The organism is Paenibacillus sp. Y5S-9, from assembly GCF_036894235.1.
GTDB lineage: Bacteria > Bacillota > Bacilli > Paenibacillales > Paenibacillaceae > Paenibacillus.
This window is the reverse complement of record NZ_CP145887.1, coordinates 1,777,229-1,791,675: the sequence shown is the minus strand read 5'-3', so window position 1 is coordinate 1,791,675 and position 14,447 is coordinate 1,777,229. Positions and strand designations below refer to the sequence as shown.

Genomic DNA, 14,447 nt, shown 5'->3' with positions numbered 1-14,447 from the left:
TCTTGATACAGCCAGTAACTGCCTACAATCTCACCCTCTTGCTGATGATTTCGGGTGCAACCAGTGTAAGTTTATTTATATTGGTGAAGCCCCCACGGGTGTCAAAACGAATGACTACCTCATCACCCGTCAGCAGTTCCGTCACTGTACAATCATGATATTGAACCCGGCTATGTATTTCATCGGAAATATCCTGTGCGATCATCACTTCTCTAAATTCTTTCGATATGCGTTCCATTTCTCTTCTATTCTCTGCACTCTGTTTATTCAGCTGGAGCATAACTTCTCTCGTGCAATAACCCAACGTAAAGACACGGATATCCGCAATTTGTTCAACGATTTCCTGTGGCAAATTCTCCGCCTTGTATTGAAAATTCCACTCCATCGATTCTTTGTACTCTTCCTTACATTTCTTCTCATCAAAAGGAGGGCGTACATCATATTCTGCAATGAGTTTCTCGATATGCTCTCGTTCTTCCGGAGGCATGTGAAATACGATCTGATCCTCTTCAGTCACTTCTTCCTCACCGAAAGCTTTGTCTACGCGAGTAAGTACTTGACCATCATGCTCCAGCATGAAACGTGGGTCCAAGTTATATAGCTCTCGCTCCTGCTTCACATGTGCTTTTTCCTTTCTTTTATACAGCCTTAAAAATAGATCCTCATCTGACTCGTAAGCTCCGTTATGTACTCTTAAACCAAAATGAAGATGTGTCTGCTGACAAAGCTCATACCATTCTTTCGTTAGATATCTCATGGGCATCTCTCCTGTTGATTTATAGAATCTACTTTGCTATTAAAGCATAGAACTTTTTAATTAGTGACAAGAATTAAGCTGCACCTCCTCAACGATCCCTTATACTCAATAGACGTACTGGTCTACCCCACGGTTTGAAACAATTTATGTATAATCTCTTTGTTGTTTCGCGCCGCCCATTCATGCACAGCTTCTACGCCTGCGGACTCCTGACCTCGTTGAAAATAAAAACATAGATCCATCGGCACTAACCGTTTACCATAGAGTTTGATGCCAATCCGTCTGTAATTCATATAAATACACTCAATCTGAGATGCATCATATCTCTGATGTTTCATAGAAATCACATGATCGCTTTCCAGCGTAATACTGGGTTTAGTGAAAAATAAACGCCAGAGCAAAAAAACGATATAACCGAGAATAAAGGTCAATATAACGATCAGGGAGTACTTCAGAATACCATTTCTATCGTAAATACCATCCCTGAAAAGTATAGCTTCAATGATCAACATACATAATAGGCTCAACCATGCTCTTGGATAAATCGTCTTGTACGTGATGAGTTCCACCTCCTAGTTATTCTCACCATTAATCCGAAGCCACTTGGAAGGGGCTTTTCTGGCAAAATGTTTTTCAACAAAATCCAAAATATCATCAATCCCAGGCAATGCTGCATTTTCTTTTGCTTCGTCAAACGTCATCCATTGGTACTCGGTATGTTCATGATTTAACCGGACAACCTGGCTTTCATCCACGTATCCTACAATCAATTTCTGGCCCCCTTCTCTTCAGAATCGAAGTCCTCCAAAACTTTAAACTTATCTCCGTGGATTTTATCCAGATGCTCTTCTCCCCAATAACATAAATGGTCCAGGGCAGGCTTGAGTCCCCAGCCGTAGTCCGTTAACTCATATTCCACTTTGGGAGGTACCTCCGAATATACCTTGCGCTGCACAATCTCATCCTTTTCCAGACCTCTGAGCTGTGTTGTCAGCATCTTCTGCGTAATGTCAGGTATCAATCTTCGAAGCTCCGACGTGCGTTTCCGTCCTGTCATCAAATGATAAATAATCAAAGGCTTCCACTTTCCGCCCATCACTTCCAAGGCCGCTTCCACGCCAACTTTATATTTCTTTGTAGCGTTTGTGTCTTCATGTTCCGTCATTTTTGAACCCCTCCATAATCAGGCTATATCAAGGTGAATCTTAATCTTTTTGGTGCTCTTCTTTCTATTATTTGAGCCTATTTCGAGGCATCCATTTAGGGTACTTTAATGTTCCTATAGCACTTCATTCTTCCTATAGAACATCAAAGTGCGTACTTCCAGATGTTTTCATACCTGTTTATAATAGCATCAGCCACTGATTTATGGCTACAATACTGCAATCCAGAAAGGTAGTGAAAGATAAGATGAACGTACTCGTTGTAGTATCCCACCCCAGAAAAGACTCCTTGACCTTTCAGGTAGCTCAACGTTTTGCACAGGGGCTTACCGAAGCTGGTCACGGTTATGAGATATTGGATTTGCATGAGATTGGATTCGACCCGATTCTTCGTGAGATAGACGAACCAGACTATACCCAAGAAAATCAGGTATTCTCGCCTGAGGTTGAGACGGAGATGGAGCGGTTGAAGAAACACGATGCTGTGGCTTTTGTGTTTCCTCTCTGGTGGTGGCATCTGCCAGCCATGCTGAAAGGTTATGTGGATCGTGTCATGAACAACGGATTTGCCTATGGAGCGAATAAACTTCCTCATCAGCAGATATTGTGGATCTCTCTTTCGGGAGTGACGGAAGATCAGATGCATAAGCGCAACTATGGTCAATCGATCGCCAACCTGCTCAATGTGGGGATTGCCGATTACTGCGGCGTGTCCCAATCGAGGGTTGAGTTTTTATATGAAACGTTGGAATCCAAGCCTGAGCATTATGAGGCACTGCTGAACCATGCACATCACTTGGGACTGAACTATGCCAACGATATTCCGACTTCATGATCGTATGAGAAAAAAGGTATGACCCGAATATGTATTCTGAAGTTTTGTGGTACGTTCAATATCGAATCACAACGCTTGAACACGCAAAAAGGTCGCTCCGAAGAGCGACCTTTTTGCGTGTCTTGCATTATTTTACTGTCGAGAGAAGAAACTTCTCCAGCATAGTGATGTCGGTAATGCTATGGTTGCAAGCTGTGTTATCCATGCATACATACTGGGCAACGGAAGATATGTTATCCGGCGTATGGCTCTTCGTCTTCACGTTGAAGAATCCAAGCTCCTGATGGCGATGACAGAACATGCAGTACCCTTTCTTGTTCGTGGCTGTAAGCCGTCCCTCAATCCCGAGCAATTTGCCCTCATGCGGGTACACGATGAACAGACGATTGGTTGCAATGTCGGTCCATCTCAGGTAGGTTGTACGTGCGTAATCGATGGATTCGAGATCAGGCAATTTGAGCTTCTTCGCCTTCGGGTACAGCTTCTGAATCTGCTTCGCGGATACTTGTGGAAACGGAATCAGATATGCTTCGAGCTGGTTCAGATACGTCTGCAATTCATGTGTCGTCTCATACGTGGATAACTGCTCCAGCAATTGCTTTTGTTCCGGCGTCAGTTCATTGAAGATGCCTACCGCATTTGTGCCGACCGTATAACGGACGGTTTCCAATACTTTGGGATCCACAACCGAGCGTAGCGTTTTGAGCAGGAAATCAGCTTGTTTTTGAATATAATTAAATTGATGATTTTGAATAAATGGTGTTTGCATGGCGTTCAGCCCCTTATTTTTATTGGAAGAACAAATAAGGTGCAAAGCCTGCGGGATGAATCATTATGTTGATATTGATTTCAGGGCAACAATCTCATTTTTGTCGCGCCCTACACAAAGTCCGCCCCTATTCAGGCTTTGCGTAAGGCTTTCTAGCGAACGAGCAATCCGGCATTATCCATATTGCCACGTCATAACCCCCAATACGATAGATATACAGGAATTATAGCAGGGCAGCATAGTGTAGGCAACGGGCTTGGTTCCAATTTCCTCTGCTCAAGAAATTATTACATCTCAGGCTTTCTTCCCATTCTCCAGGAAATGATCTACTGCTGACTGCTCAATGGCCAGTCCTTCCGTGTAACGCTCCATGAACAAGGCAAATCCATTCACATCCGCGCTATTTGGAGAAACCTCTTGTCCTTCTGCATCAACAAACACCTTGGTAGTAAGGTACTCCGCCAAACCCTCGTGCTGCTGCTTATTAACCATGTAGGAAGCCAAAATAGCCATTCCCCATGCGCCGCCTTCACTCGCGGTAGACATGACCGACACGGGAATATTCAGTGCGGATGCGCACATTTTTTGAGCGACTCGTGGGGTTTTGAACAATCCGCCATGCGCCCAAATGTGCTCAATCGTTACGTGCTCCTTCTGTGTGAGAATATCCAGCCCGAGCCTTAGTGCAGCAAACGCAGCAAACAGATGGACTCTCATAAAGTTTGCCAGATTGAAGCGGCTCTCTGGAGAACGTACGAACAACGGACGACCTTTTGCAATTCCTGTAATGTTCTCGCCCGAATAGTAGCCATAGCTCAGTAAGCCACCGCCATCAGCGTCAGCTTTCAGTGCTTCATTGAACAACACACTGAATAATTGGTTCATATCGGGCTTCTGTCCCATCGCCTCATAAAACTCACGGAACAAGTCGACCCAGGCATTAATATCGCTGGAGCAGTTATTCGCAAGAACCATAGCCACAGGATTGCCATCAGGTGTAGTGACGATATCAATCTCAGGGTATACCCTAGATAGGTTTTTATCTAATACAATCATGGCAAAAATCGATGTACCTACGGAGATGTTACCCGTACGTTTTTGGACACTATTTGTAGCGACCATCCCTGTTCCAGCATCCCCTTCCGGAGGGCACAGTGGTATATTGGATTCCAAGTTACCTGATGGATCTAACAATCGAGCACCAGCTTCACTAAGATATCCGGCATGTTCACCGGCAGTATACACTTTAGGTAAAATATCTTTAAGATTCCACGGGTAGCCTTTGTCGGTAATTAAATCGTCAAACTTTTTCAACATTTCTTCATGATATCCCAGGGTGGATTCATCAATTGGGAACATGCCTGAGGCATCCCCTATACCTATAGCTTTACTGCCAGTTAACAGCCGATGTATGTAACCTGATAGTGTCGTAATATAATTGATGTTAGCTACGTGCTCTTCTCCGTTCAAAATCGCTTGATACAAATGTGCGATGCTCCAGCGCTCTGGAATTTTAAACTGGAATTTCTCGGTTAGCTCTGATGCAGCCTTACCCGTTGTGGCATTGCGCCATGTACGAAACGGAACCAATAACTTCCCTGTTTGATCAAGTGCAATGTAACCCTGCATCATAGCAGAACATCCGATTGAGCCAATTTTTTGTATCGTTACACCATAATTTTTTTCAATCTCTTGCTTTAATTGATGATAGGTTTGTTGCAACCCATGAATCATTTCATCCATAGGGTAAGTCCAGTAACCGCCAATCAATTGATTTTCCCACTCATAACTGCTGGAACAGACGGTATTAAAATGGTGATCAATAAGTACAGCTTTGATTCGTGTGGATCCAAATTCAATGCCCAGCGAAGTTTCTCCCCTGACTATTGCTTGTTTCAAGTTTTGATCCATCATCGTATTCATCCTCTCTGAATTTGAAATAGCTCGATTCGGGAATATTTGATTTGAATAGCCCAAATCGAGGTGTAAATTTCATGAAGCAAGAGCAGGATTGGAGCTGTAACGGACAATTACAAGGTTAATACCGCCTGTACTTCGCCACATGCCAATATTTCACCGGTTTGAATAAAGCCAAGAGAGTCATAAATTTTCTTCGCAACTACATTTTCAGGTTTGTAGGTGAGTTCTACAACTTTGGCTTTTCCTCGCGGAAAAGTCCTCGCATACTCGATTGCTTTTACTACCATTTCTTTACCATATCCCTTACCTTGGTAACGCTGATCAATCATCATTTTGAAGATGCCATAACTGCTATAATCAAAATTGCCATCCCCGTCATCATAGTACATCGAAATAAAACCTACCATATTGTCTTCCTTATAGACTGCAAAAGTAATAATAATCTGCCCCTCATCTGAGGCAACGTACGCTTCAGCAAGTGCATGTTGGTTCGAGGATATGAATCTTTGTTGCTCTGGAGTGACTTTAAGTTCAATACATTCGATAAAATTATCCCAAGTTATTCTTCTAAATTCCATTTTGAATTCCCTCCTGCACTTATTATCATTACTATTTTCTTCTCTATCTCACTGCACTAGTTAAATAAAGCAGGAGTAAAAATCGCCCCATTGAAACTGGTATTCGATTCGTTCTGTGGGATGTACACACTTTAAGAGACAAATATTGAGGATCACTCTTTTATCAACTCATAGTACCATTTTATTCAAATAAAGGTAATGCACTACATATGTGCAACGTTCTTTTTCCATGCACCAAAAAGAAGCCACCTCCCTGGCCTTCCCCAGTTCAGTGACTCCATTTTACAATCCTATTCATTCCCTACATTCAACTACTCCTTAACAGCTCCAACCACAATCCCCGTTACAAAATAACGTTGCAGGAACGGGTACACAAGCAGGATTGGCAGTGCGCTGATAAAGATCTGCGAAGCCCGAATCGTCCGTTGGGACAGGTTCTTCACCGCTTCTGGATCAAGCTTCGACATGTCGGCCTGCACGATGATCGTCTGCATGAATGTCGCGAGTGGCAGCTTCTCCGCATCACGGATGTAGATGATCCCGTCAAAATATGCGTTCCAATGACCAACCATCATGAAGAGAGAAACCGTTGCGATAACGGGTACGGAGACAGGCAGATAGATTTTGATAAACGTCTGCAAGTGACCTGCACCATCGATAAATGCAGCTTCTTCCAGGTCCTTCGGAACGGTACGGAAGAAATTGAGCAACAGAATAATGTTGAACACCGCAACCAATCCCGGCAGGATCAAGGCCAGCAATGTGTTCATCAGTCCCAGCTTCAGAATCAGGATATATCCCGGAATGAGGCCACCGCTGAACAGCATCGTGATGACAAAATACCACAGATAGATGTTACGTGCGCGGAACACCCGCGTCTCTTTGGAAAGCGCATAGGCTGCAAGCGTATTAACGATTAACGCAAGTCCAGTACCGAGTACCGTCCGCTCCACAGATACCCATAAGGAGGAGAGGAAGTTTGTATTGGCAAATGTCTTCGCATACGCCTCCAGTGTAAATCCAATCGGCCAGAACGTTACGAGACCAGCATTTGCAGGCGCAGATGCGCTAAGTGATACCATGAGCAAGTGATACAAAGGCAGCAAGCAGAGCAGTGAAAGGATGGTCAGGAACACATTGTTGAATATGCTGAATATGCGGTAAGGCATCGTTTTATGATACATTCGTTTGTCATCCTTTCTAGAAAATTCGATATCCGGCGAATCGGTAAGCCAGTCGGTACGAGATCACAATCAGGATCAGGCTGATGACCGATTTGAACAGATTCACAGCGGTAGCGAAACTGAACTGCCCACTAAGCAGACCTTCTCTATACACAAACGTGTCGATAATATCTCCTTGTTGGTAGATCAACGGACTATACAAGTTAAAGATCTGGTCAAAGTTGGCGTTAAGCACATTACCCAGTGCCAGTGTTGCGATTACAATCCCAATGGGAATCAGTGCCGGGATGGTAATATACATCGTTTGCTTCCAGCGTCCTGCCCCATCTACTTCAGCTGCTTCATAGAGTGCAGGGTTAATGCCGGACAGTGCCGCGAGGAAGATAATTGTGTTGAATCCAAACTCTTTCCAGACATCACTCGCAATAATCGTGAATCGGAACCAACTCCCATCCCCCAGGAAGAAGATCGGCTTGATACCAAATACGGATACCAGGAACTGATTGACAATACCCGTCTGGGCCAGAATGTCGATCAGAATGCCTGATAACGTAACCCAAGACAGAAAGTGTGGAAGATACACGAGCGTTTGAATTGTTCTTTTCAGCGCCATCTTCCGTACCTCATTGAGCAATAAGGCAAAGATAAACGGAATAATCAGATTCATGACGATCTTCGTACAGGCAAAAAATAGCGTGTTCCACGTAATTTGCAGGAAATAATCATTTTCCCACATATACCTGAAGTGCTTCAGTCCTACCCATTCGGAATTGAAAAATCCCAGTGCAGGTTTATAATCCTGAAATGCCATCAAAATCCCGGACATCGGAATGTATGAAAATATAAAGACCATAATGGCCGCCGGCAACACCATGAAGTGCAGAATCCATGGCTGTTTGTAGCGTTTTTTTCTCTTTTTATCCAGCTTGTTCCCAGCGTTTGCCTGCGGGATCCGCTTACCCTCCAATTTAGCCTCCATAGCGCTTCTCCTGTTCCCAAAAAAAGTTTTTGTGTGTGATCGGGTTCTCTGATATAAATAGTATCAAGCCGTTCTGAGGTCTGACTATATAACATTGTTAGGCTTGATAGTGTTTTGTTAGGGTATCATCGGAAGAGGTTGTTTACACACGAATTAGAAGGAGACTTTTCATGCATATATGGAAGCGCTTAATGCCTTTTCAAGGTAAAACCAGATCCCGATTCAGTCTTTTTGCCAAAATAAACTTGTTAATTGTGGTCTTGTTCATCCCCATTCTGATCATGTACACCTACTCGAATAACGTCACCTATGATGTCGTCAGCAAAGAACTGCAGATCTCCAACACCAAACAGCTCACATTTCTGTCCAGTCAGATCGACTCACGCATCAATCAGATGATGGATTTCAGCCTGATTCTCTCCCGAGATCCCAATGTCAGAGCATTCAACGGCCTTAACATGTGGGATGATCGATATGACCGGATGCAGACCCGTTATGTGATACAAGAGAAGATGACGCTGCAAACCGGCGTTACGGATATATGGCCTACTCGATATGCGGTGTATTCACAGCAGAATAAGGATGTCATAGCCAACTACAACCAAACGACAGGATATGATGAGGCGTATTTGAAAAAAAATATGAGTGGACGATGGACCTATGGGGACCAGGGAGCCGCATCACAGGACGAACTAAATTCCTTCTATTGGTTTTATACCGATTCCTTGGCACAGCCGGGGATGCTCACGGGAAGTAATCTGGTGATTGAAGCTAGCTTCAGCTACGAAAATATTCAAAATATGCTGGATACGTATAAAGCGGGTGGACAAGGCGATCCTTTCTTGTATCACAAAGGAAATTCACCCATTCTCAATCGCAGCGCGGACAAGCAATTATCCGCAGAACTCATTCAGTATCTGGATACACACTCTCCAGAAGATACCACCCAAGATGTCGTGAAGCTGAACGGGAAAAAATATCTGGTGAGCTCGGTAAAGTCCACTTATCTGGATTGGCATCTGGTGGACGTGATCCCGCTGTATCAGATTTTGAAACCCATCTCGCTGAGTCAGAATCTGTTCTACACCTGTATGATATTGCTGCTGGTGGTGGGTATCTCTGCGTCAATCCTGCTGTACCGGAATGTGCAATATCCGATCAAAAAGCTGATCAAAGGCTTACGCCGCGTCGAGCAAGGGGATTATTCTGTGCGACTGCATAGCAAAAACCAGAATGAGTTCTCATTTCTGTTCCGCCGATTCAACGATATGTCCCATCAGATTCAGGATCTGATCGAGAATGTGTTCCATGAGAAAATTAGAGCCAGGGAAGCTACGCTGAAGCAATTACAAGCGCAGATCAATCCGCATTTCCTATATAATTGTCTAGGTTATATCATCAACATGGCCCAGATGAAGGACGAGCAAGCCGTGGTCTCCATGGCGCATAACCTAAGTGCGTATTATCGCTACACCACCCGTATGGAACGGGAGACGTCGTCGCTACAAGAAGAGATCAAACTGCTGATCAACTATCTGGATATCCAGAAGCTGCGCAATGGTCGAATTGAGTATCACATCGATATCCCTGAGGATATGCTCTCCCAGTCGGTGCCACGATTAATGCTTCAACCGATGGTTGAGAATTCCGTCATACATGGTGTGGCGAAGTCCTATTCTTCCGGGGAAATTCGAATTACCGGGGAGCGCTTGAATGGTTTTGGCAGAATATACATCGACGACGATGGTCCAGGCTTAAGCCCGGAACAGTACGAAGCGCTGAACTTGAAAATGCAGGAACCTTTACAAGAAGAAATGGGCTGCGGCCTTTGGAATACGCACCAACGAATCACGCACCTGTTCGGCAGTCACTCCTACCTCCTATTCGGCCCATCCCCACTTGGCGGATTCCGAACCGAAATCATCTGGGAGATACCAAAAGAGGACACAGATTCCGATAAAGGAAATACCGATAATATACGTTGACTATTTGATTTTGAACGAACCATTTACACGTGAACGTAGAGGACAGAAAAAACCTGAAGAAGCAAAGCGTTCGCCTTTCAAGCACCATTTTAACCTTATAATCATTTAAGTCAGAAAATGGGGCTTGAACAGCGATCGGAAGGTTGTTCTGTCATCGGAGTGGCAAGTGTAAATATGCCTTAGTTCAACCACCAAGGGAGACATTATAATGCACATGATGATCGTAGACGATGAAGCACACTGGGTCGATAACCTGTCCATGACCAAGCCCTGGCACACGCTGGGGATTGAACATGTGCATAAAGCATACTCGGCACACGAAGCACTACAAATGATCGACACTCACCCCATCGATATCGTGATCTCGGACATTCAGATGCCTGAAATGACAGGCATTGAACTGATCGAACGCATCCGCATCCGGGACAAAAAGATAAAATGTATCCTATTATCCGGGTATTCCGAATTTGATTACGCCAAAAAAGCCATCCAATTCGAAGCCGTAGACTATCTGCTGAAGCCGCCGACAGACGATGAATTAATGGGCGCTGTTCAGAAGGCCATCGATCAATTGAACAACGAATGGGAACTTGTCAGTTCACTGACACGAACGCAGTTTACTCTGCGGGAGAATCTTCCCCATTTGCGGGGACGACTGCTCCTAGGGGCTTTGCAGGGACAACGAATCGCCGCTGCGGAATGGGATCGGAAGCTAGCCAACTACGCTCTGCCCTTTCATACCGGGGATGCTGCATTAATGCTGGTACGGCTGGAAGAAGAATTCGGACACTATGACAGCAATGATCAGACCCTGATCGAATATGCCATCATCAATATGGCGGAAGAGATTATGGGTGAGTTTATGGAAGTGTGGGGCGTGAAGGAGGAGCACGGATATCTGGTGTTTTTACTTCAGTTGAAAGAACGGAAAGGCGATATTGGTAAAGAAACCATTCTGGAGAAGCTGTCCATTCAGCTTCAATCCAAAGTAAAACAATTTCTGAAAGGCTCCCTCTCCATCGTTATCACCGAGTGGTTCACCTTTCCGGATCAGCTTTACGATCGCTTCCGTCAGGCTTCTTCCTATTTCCGGCAGATCGTCGGCGACGAACGCGAATTCGTCATGCGTGTCAGCGATGTCGAGACACCTGCGGCACAAGGTCCACTCGATGTGCTGTATACCCCGCCCACCTTTATTAGTTTGCTAGAGAGCGGACAGTGGGATGCTGCCGAAGAGAAAATCCTCGCGGTCTGCGCAGAGCTGGATGAGAAATGGTCGGAATCCTGGGAGCATTGCATGGAAGCTGGTTTTCTCATTACAGCTTCGTTCACTAACATCGCCCATCGGAACAAGCTGACTCTGACCACCTTAATGGGCAATGATGTCGAGGATTTGCAAAGTGGAGAAGTTTTCGCTACCATCAGCAAACTGCGGAAATGGTCACTCAGTGTGCTCGGCAAACTCAAGGAAGGCACGTCCAACGAGATCAAGGACATTCGTTCCGAGTATGTGAAGAAGATTCAGGATTTTACAGATAAAAACCTGCATCTGGATGTGTCTTTGCGTGTGCTCGCTGACCATGTTAATCTGCACCCGACCCATCTGTCCAAGATCTATAAGATCGAAACGGGCGAAGGCATCAGTGATTATATCTCGCGCCTGCGCATGGATCGGGCCTGTCACAAGCTGGTGACGACCACCAAAAAAGTGTATGAAATCAGCATGGAGATTGGTTATATGGACCCGGCTTATTTTATCAAAGTGTTCAAGCGCCAGTTCGGCGTTACGCCGCAAGAGTACCGAGACCAGCACAAATAACATACTGAAAAACGTTCTTTTGGAACATTCACTAATAGAGTCCTATCGAAACTAACAAACTCATATAGATGCCCTCCCGCCCAAATTGGTACAGTTACATTGTAGAGGTTGTTCAAAAAGTCCGCTTTTGATTACGAAGGATGCCTAGCGGCATCATCAGCATCGAATATGGAATTCAGCCGAAATGTCCGTTGCTCACGTAGCTCTATCTACGCTCCGCTACTCCATTTCTAGCTTCATCCCATCTTCTCGGTACTGAAAACCGGCCTTTTTGAACACGCATTTGTAAAGATCATACACCGTAGGGGGATTGAACAATGATCAAATTCAAAACATGGTGGTCACTGCTCATGGTTATCGCGCTCATCACGATCACTGCGTGCGGCAGTGGCGAGACAGCCAGTGACAATGGTAGTAATACAACGCCGGGAACTGTCGGCTCAGCTGAAGCAGAAGCTGCTTTTGCCAAAGGAAAATATGACCCACCCATCGAGTTCAGTTCGGTATTAATGCCGAAGAAATACGTGCAAGGAGATACCAAAGAAAATAACGTGCACGATCGCTGGATGCTCGAAACGCTGGGTATGAAACATAAAGATACTTGGTATCCGGCCAATGACGATCAATACAGACAAAAGCTGCAACTGGCTATCGCCTCTGGCGAAAAGCTGCCTGATTTTGTATCCGTACCCACCAATGCGGTACTGACTAACCAACTGATCGACTCCGGTCAATTCATCGCGATCGATGAGTTGTTCGACAAGTACGCGAGTCAGACCCTGAAAGATCACGCAGCAGCACATCCTGAACTGTGGTATCCGTTCACCAAGGACGGCAAGAAATACAACATGCCGATCATGGAGTACACCGATAACGATGATACACTGCTCTGGCTCCGCGAGGACTGGATGGAGAAGCTGAACCTGGAAGCTCCGAAAACCATTGCAGACCTTGAGAACATCATGGACAAATTCAAGAACGAGAACCCGGACGGTCTGTCTCCAGACAAAGTATTCCCTCTGGCGATCTCGCTGAAAAATAACACCAACACCTGGATGGGTCAGCTCGACTGGTTGTTCGGTGCATACGGCACAATCGAGGAGCAATGGAACAAAGACGCAAACGGCAACCTCGAGTACGGCTCCGTTAACCCGGGTGCCAAACAAGCCCTTGCCAAGCTGGCTGAATGGATGGATAAAGGTTATATCCACGCTGACTCCGCTCTGTGGGACGAAGGTAAATCCGCTGAAAGCTGGACAGCTGGCAAAGCGGGCATTCTGCCTGGCGCCAACTGGGTACCGGACTGGCCTGCACCTGACCTGCTGAAGAACGTACCTGGCTCAAAGTATAAAGCTTACCCTGTTCCTGCTGGCCCAGACGGCAAGGTCGGTACGAAGTGGCAGAACTCTGGTGTCAACGCAAGTATCATGATCAACAAGGATGCGAAGCATCCAGAAGCCATCTTCCTTTACTACAACTACCTGCTGGATAACCTTGCGAACCCGAAAGCGGGCAGTGAGTATGAATACGGCTTCGCCAAAGGTTACGACTGGGATATCATTGACGGACAACCGACCAGTGACAAAGAGAAGATTAAAGACTTCTCCAACGAATTCCCGTTCCTGACCGGCCCAGCACGTATCCCGGATCTGTACATGAAAACCCTCGTGAAGCTGGCTGACGGCGAGAAGCCTGAAACACCTTACGAGAAACAAATGGCTGAATTCCGTAAACCGGAAAACTGGTATGCAGGTAAAGTCGTTATGTCCCAGATCGACATCCGTAAACAAAACTACTTTACTGGCGCAGCCACACCAACCATGGTGTCCAAATGGAACCTGCTCCGCCAGTCCGAGATGGAAACCTTCAACAAAATCATCTACGGCAATTTGCCAATTGATGCCTTTGACCAATTCGTCGCCAACTGGAAATCCAATGGCGGAGATCAGATCACGCAAGAAGTGAATGATTGGTTTAAGTCGGTAAGTGGGAAGTAAGATTTGGATTTTGGAAAAGTAGAGAATTGAAAAACCAGCCGAAGCGTGTAATTTACCGCTTCGGCTGGTTTTTTAAGTTAAAATCGGGGTCGCTCCCCCTTACTTATGGGTTCGCGTTAATGGTTTGATCAGCCTTTGCATTTGTCTCCTCAAACATCGACTGGCCCAATAAGGAAACTGTGAGCTGAATGCCATCTCTTAGCCCTTGCATGTATAACCGCTCATTCTCTATTCCTTTACTGACAATGTATTGGCTCTCCCACTCAGCATATTCAGGTGTTTGCTCGATATCCTTGCCAGCAAACAATCCTTCGAACGCTTCGTCCTTTTCCTCACGTACACGATTCAATTCAGGGTCATGCTCGATTCGGGCAGATACTTCATCTAGCCTTGCCTGAATCGCTTGTTGCAACCACTGTGGAAGTTCCATATCTTCTCCTCCCCTACACCTTATGTACCTC

Annotated in this window: 14 protein-coding genes; 4 read left to right on the top strand and 10 right to left on the bottom strand. The window is 45.4% G+C overall.

The window, feature by feature from the left end; genetic code table 11:
• Nucleotides 1-22: 22 nt before the first annotated feature.
• The 4 genes from V6669_RS07945 to V6669_RS07930 form a co-directional block, all read right to left on the bottom strand.
• Complete coding sequence (locus tag V6669_RS07945; protein WP_338592542.1) at nucleotides 23-757, bottom strand: DUF4085 family protein; 735 nt, start codon at nucleotides 755-757, stop codon at nucleotides 23-25.
• Between the two features lie 122 nt (nucleotides 758-879).
• The gene (locus tag V6669_RS07940; protein WP_338592539.1) at nucleotides 880-1,269 is read right to left on the bottom strand and encodes a hypothetical protein; all 390 of its coding nucleotides are present in this window, start codon (nucleotides 1,267-1,269) and stop codon (nucleotides 880-882) included.
• Nucleotides 1,270-1,329: 60 nt separating this feature from the next.
• Nucleotides 1,330-1,527, bottom strand: coding sequence for a hypothetical protein (locus V6669_RS07935; protein ID WP_338592536.1), 198 nt, complete (start codon nucleotides 1,525-1,527; stop codon nucleotides 1,330-1,332).
• Nucleotides 1,524-1,922, bottom strand: coding sequence for a helix-turn-helix domain-containing protein (locus V6669_RS07930; protein WP_047842123.1), 399 nt, complete (start codon nucleotides 1,920-1,922; stop codon nucleotides 1,524-1,526). The genes V6669_RS07935 and V6669_RS07930 overlap by 4 nt, the downstream gene beginning before the upstream one ends.
• A gap of 245 nt (nucleotides 1,923-2,167) precedes the next feature.
• Here V6669_RS07930 and V6669_RS07925 point away from each other — a divergent pair, with 245 nt between their 5' ends.
• A complete protein-coding gene (locus tag V6669_RS07925; RefSeq protein ID WP_338594883.1) occupies nucleotides 2,168-2,755 on the top strand; it encodes an NAD(P)H oxidoreductase in 588 nt (195 codons plus the stop codon).
• A 127-nt stretch (nucleotides 2,756-2,882) separates the two neighbouring features.
• Here V6669_RS07925 and V6669_RS07920 read toward each other — a convergent pair whose 3' ends face one another.
• The 5 genes from V6669_RS07920 to V6669_RS07900 form a co-directional block, all read right to left on the bottom strand.
• Nucleotides 2,883-3,524 carry a FusB/FusC family EF-G-binding protein gene (locus V6669_RS07920; RefSeq protein WP_338592533.1) on the bottom strand — a complete coding sequence of 214 codons (642 nt, stop codon included), beginning with the start codon at nucleotides 3,522-3,524 and terminating at the stop codon, nucleotides 2,883-2,885.
• A 294-nt stretch (nucleotides 3,525-3,818) separates the two neighbouring features.
• Complete coding sequence (locus tag V6669_RS07915) at nucleotides 3,819-5,435, bottom strand: FGGY-family carbohydrate kinase (protein ID WP_338594882.1); 1,617 nt, start codon at nucleotides 5,433-5,435, stop codon at nucleotides 3,819-3,821.
• Between the two features lie 119 nt (nucleotides 5,436-5,554).
• Nucleotides 5,555-6,022, bottom strand: coding sequence for a GNAT family N-acetyltransferase (locus V6669_RS07910; protein ID WP_338592531.1), 468 nt, complete (start codon nucleotides 6,020-6,022; stop codon nucleotides 5,555-5,557).
• 311 nt (nucleotides 6,023-6,333) lie between these two features.
• Nucleotides 6,334-7,206, bottom strand: a complete 873-nt coding sequence (locus V6669_RS07905) for a carbohydrate ABC transporter permease (RefSeq protein WP_047842119.1) — start codon at nucleotides 7,204-7,206, stop codon at nucleotides 6,334-6,336.
• Nucleotides 7,207-7,222: 16 nt separating this feature from the next.
• On the bottom strand, nucleotides 7,223-8,080 hold the full coding sequence (locus V6669_RS07900) for an ABC transporter permease subunit (protein WP_175623691.1): 858 nt from the start codon (nucleotides 8,078-8,080) through the stop codon (nucleotides 7,223-7,225).
• Nucleotides 8,081-8,355: 275 nt separating this feature from the next.
• Here V6669_RS07900 and V6669_RS07895 point away from each other — a divergent pair, with 275 nt between their 5' ends.
• From V6669_RS07895 to V6669_RS07885, 3 genes are all read left to right on the top strand, one after another.
• Nucleotides 8,356-10,170, top strand: coding sequence for a histidine kinase (locus V6669_RS07895; protein WP_338592526.1), 1,815 nt, complete (start codon nucleotides 8,356-8,358; stop codon nucleotides 10,168-10,170).
• Nucleotides 10,171-10,378: 208 nt separating this feature from the next.
• Entirely contained in the window at nucleotides 10,379-11,989 is a 1,611-nt protein-coding gene (locus tag V6669_RS07890) for a response regulator (protein WP_338592523.1), read from the top strand.
• Nucleotides 11,990-12,306: 317 nt separating this feature from the next.
• On the top strand, nucleotides 12,307-13,986 hold the full coding sequence (locus V6669_RS07885; protein ID WP_338592521.1) for an ABC transporter substrate-binding protein: 1,680 nt from the start codon (nucleotides 12,307-12,309) through the stop codon (nucleotides 13,984-13,986).
• Between the two features lie 103 nt (nucleotides 13,987-14,089).
• Here the strand turns inward: V6669_RS07885 and V6669_RS07880 are convergent, their stop codons facing one another.
• A complete protein-coding gene (locus tag V6669_RS07880; protein ID WP_338592517.1) occupies nucleotides 14,090-14,416 on the bottom strand; it encodes a hypothetical protein in 327 nt (108 codons plus the stop codon).
• Nucleotides 14,417-14,447: the final 31 nt, after the last annotated feature.

Coding starts and splice junctions, on each gene's coding strand:
- V6669_RS07945 (WP_338592542.1), bottom strand. CDS start 757: ATGAGATATCTAACGAAAGAATGGTATGAGCTTTGTCAGCAGACACAT.
- V6669_RS07940 (WP_338592539.1), bottom strand. CDS start 1,269: ATGTTGATCATTGAAGCTATACTTTTCAGGGATGGTATTTACGATAGA.
- V6669_RS07930 (WP_047842123.1), bottom strand. CDS start 1,922: ATGACGGAACATGAAGACACAAACGCTACAAAGAAATATAAAGTTGGC.
- V6669_RS07925 (WP_338594883.1), top strand. CDS start 2,168: ATGAACGTACTCGTTGTAGTATCCCACCCCAGAAAAGACTCCTTGACC.
- V6669_RS07920 (WP_338592533.1), bottom strand. CDS start 3,524: ATGCAAACACCATTTATTCAAAATCATCAATTTAATTATATTCAAAAA.
- V6669_RS07915 (WP_338594882.1), bottom strand. CDS start 5,435: ATGGATCAAAACTTGAAACAAGCAATAGTCAGGGGAGAAACTTCGCTG.
- V6669_RS07910 (WP_338592531.1), bottom strand. CDS start 6,022: ATGGAATTTAGAAGAATAACTTGGGATAATTTTATCGAATGTATTGAA.
- V6669_RS07905 (WP_047842119.1), bottom strand. CDS start 7,206: ATGTATCATAAAACGATGCCTTACCGCATATTCAGCATATTCAACAAT.
- V6669_RS07900 (WP_175623691.1), bottom strand. CDS start 8,080: ATGGTGTTGCCGGCGGCCATTATGGTCTTTATATTTTCATACATTCCG.
- V6669_RS07895 (WP_338592526.1), top strand. CDS start 8,356: ATGCATATATGGAAGCGCTTAATGCCTTTTCAAGGTAAAACCAGATCC.
- V6669_RS07890 (WP_338592523.1), top strand. CDS start 10,379: ATGCACATGATGATCGTAGACGATGAAGCACACTGGGTCGATAACCTG.
- V6669_RS07885 (WP_338592521.1), top strand. CDS start 12,307: ATGATCAAATTCAAAACATGGTGGTCACTGCTCATGGTTATCGCGCTC.
- V6669_RS07880 (WP_338592517.1), bottom strand. CDS start 14,416: ATGGAACTTCCACAGTGGTTGCAACAAGCGATTCAGGCAAGGCTAGAT.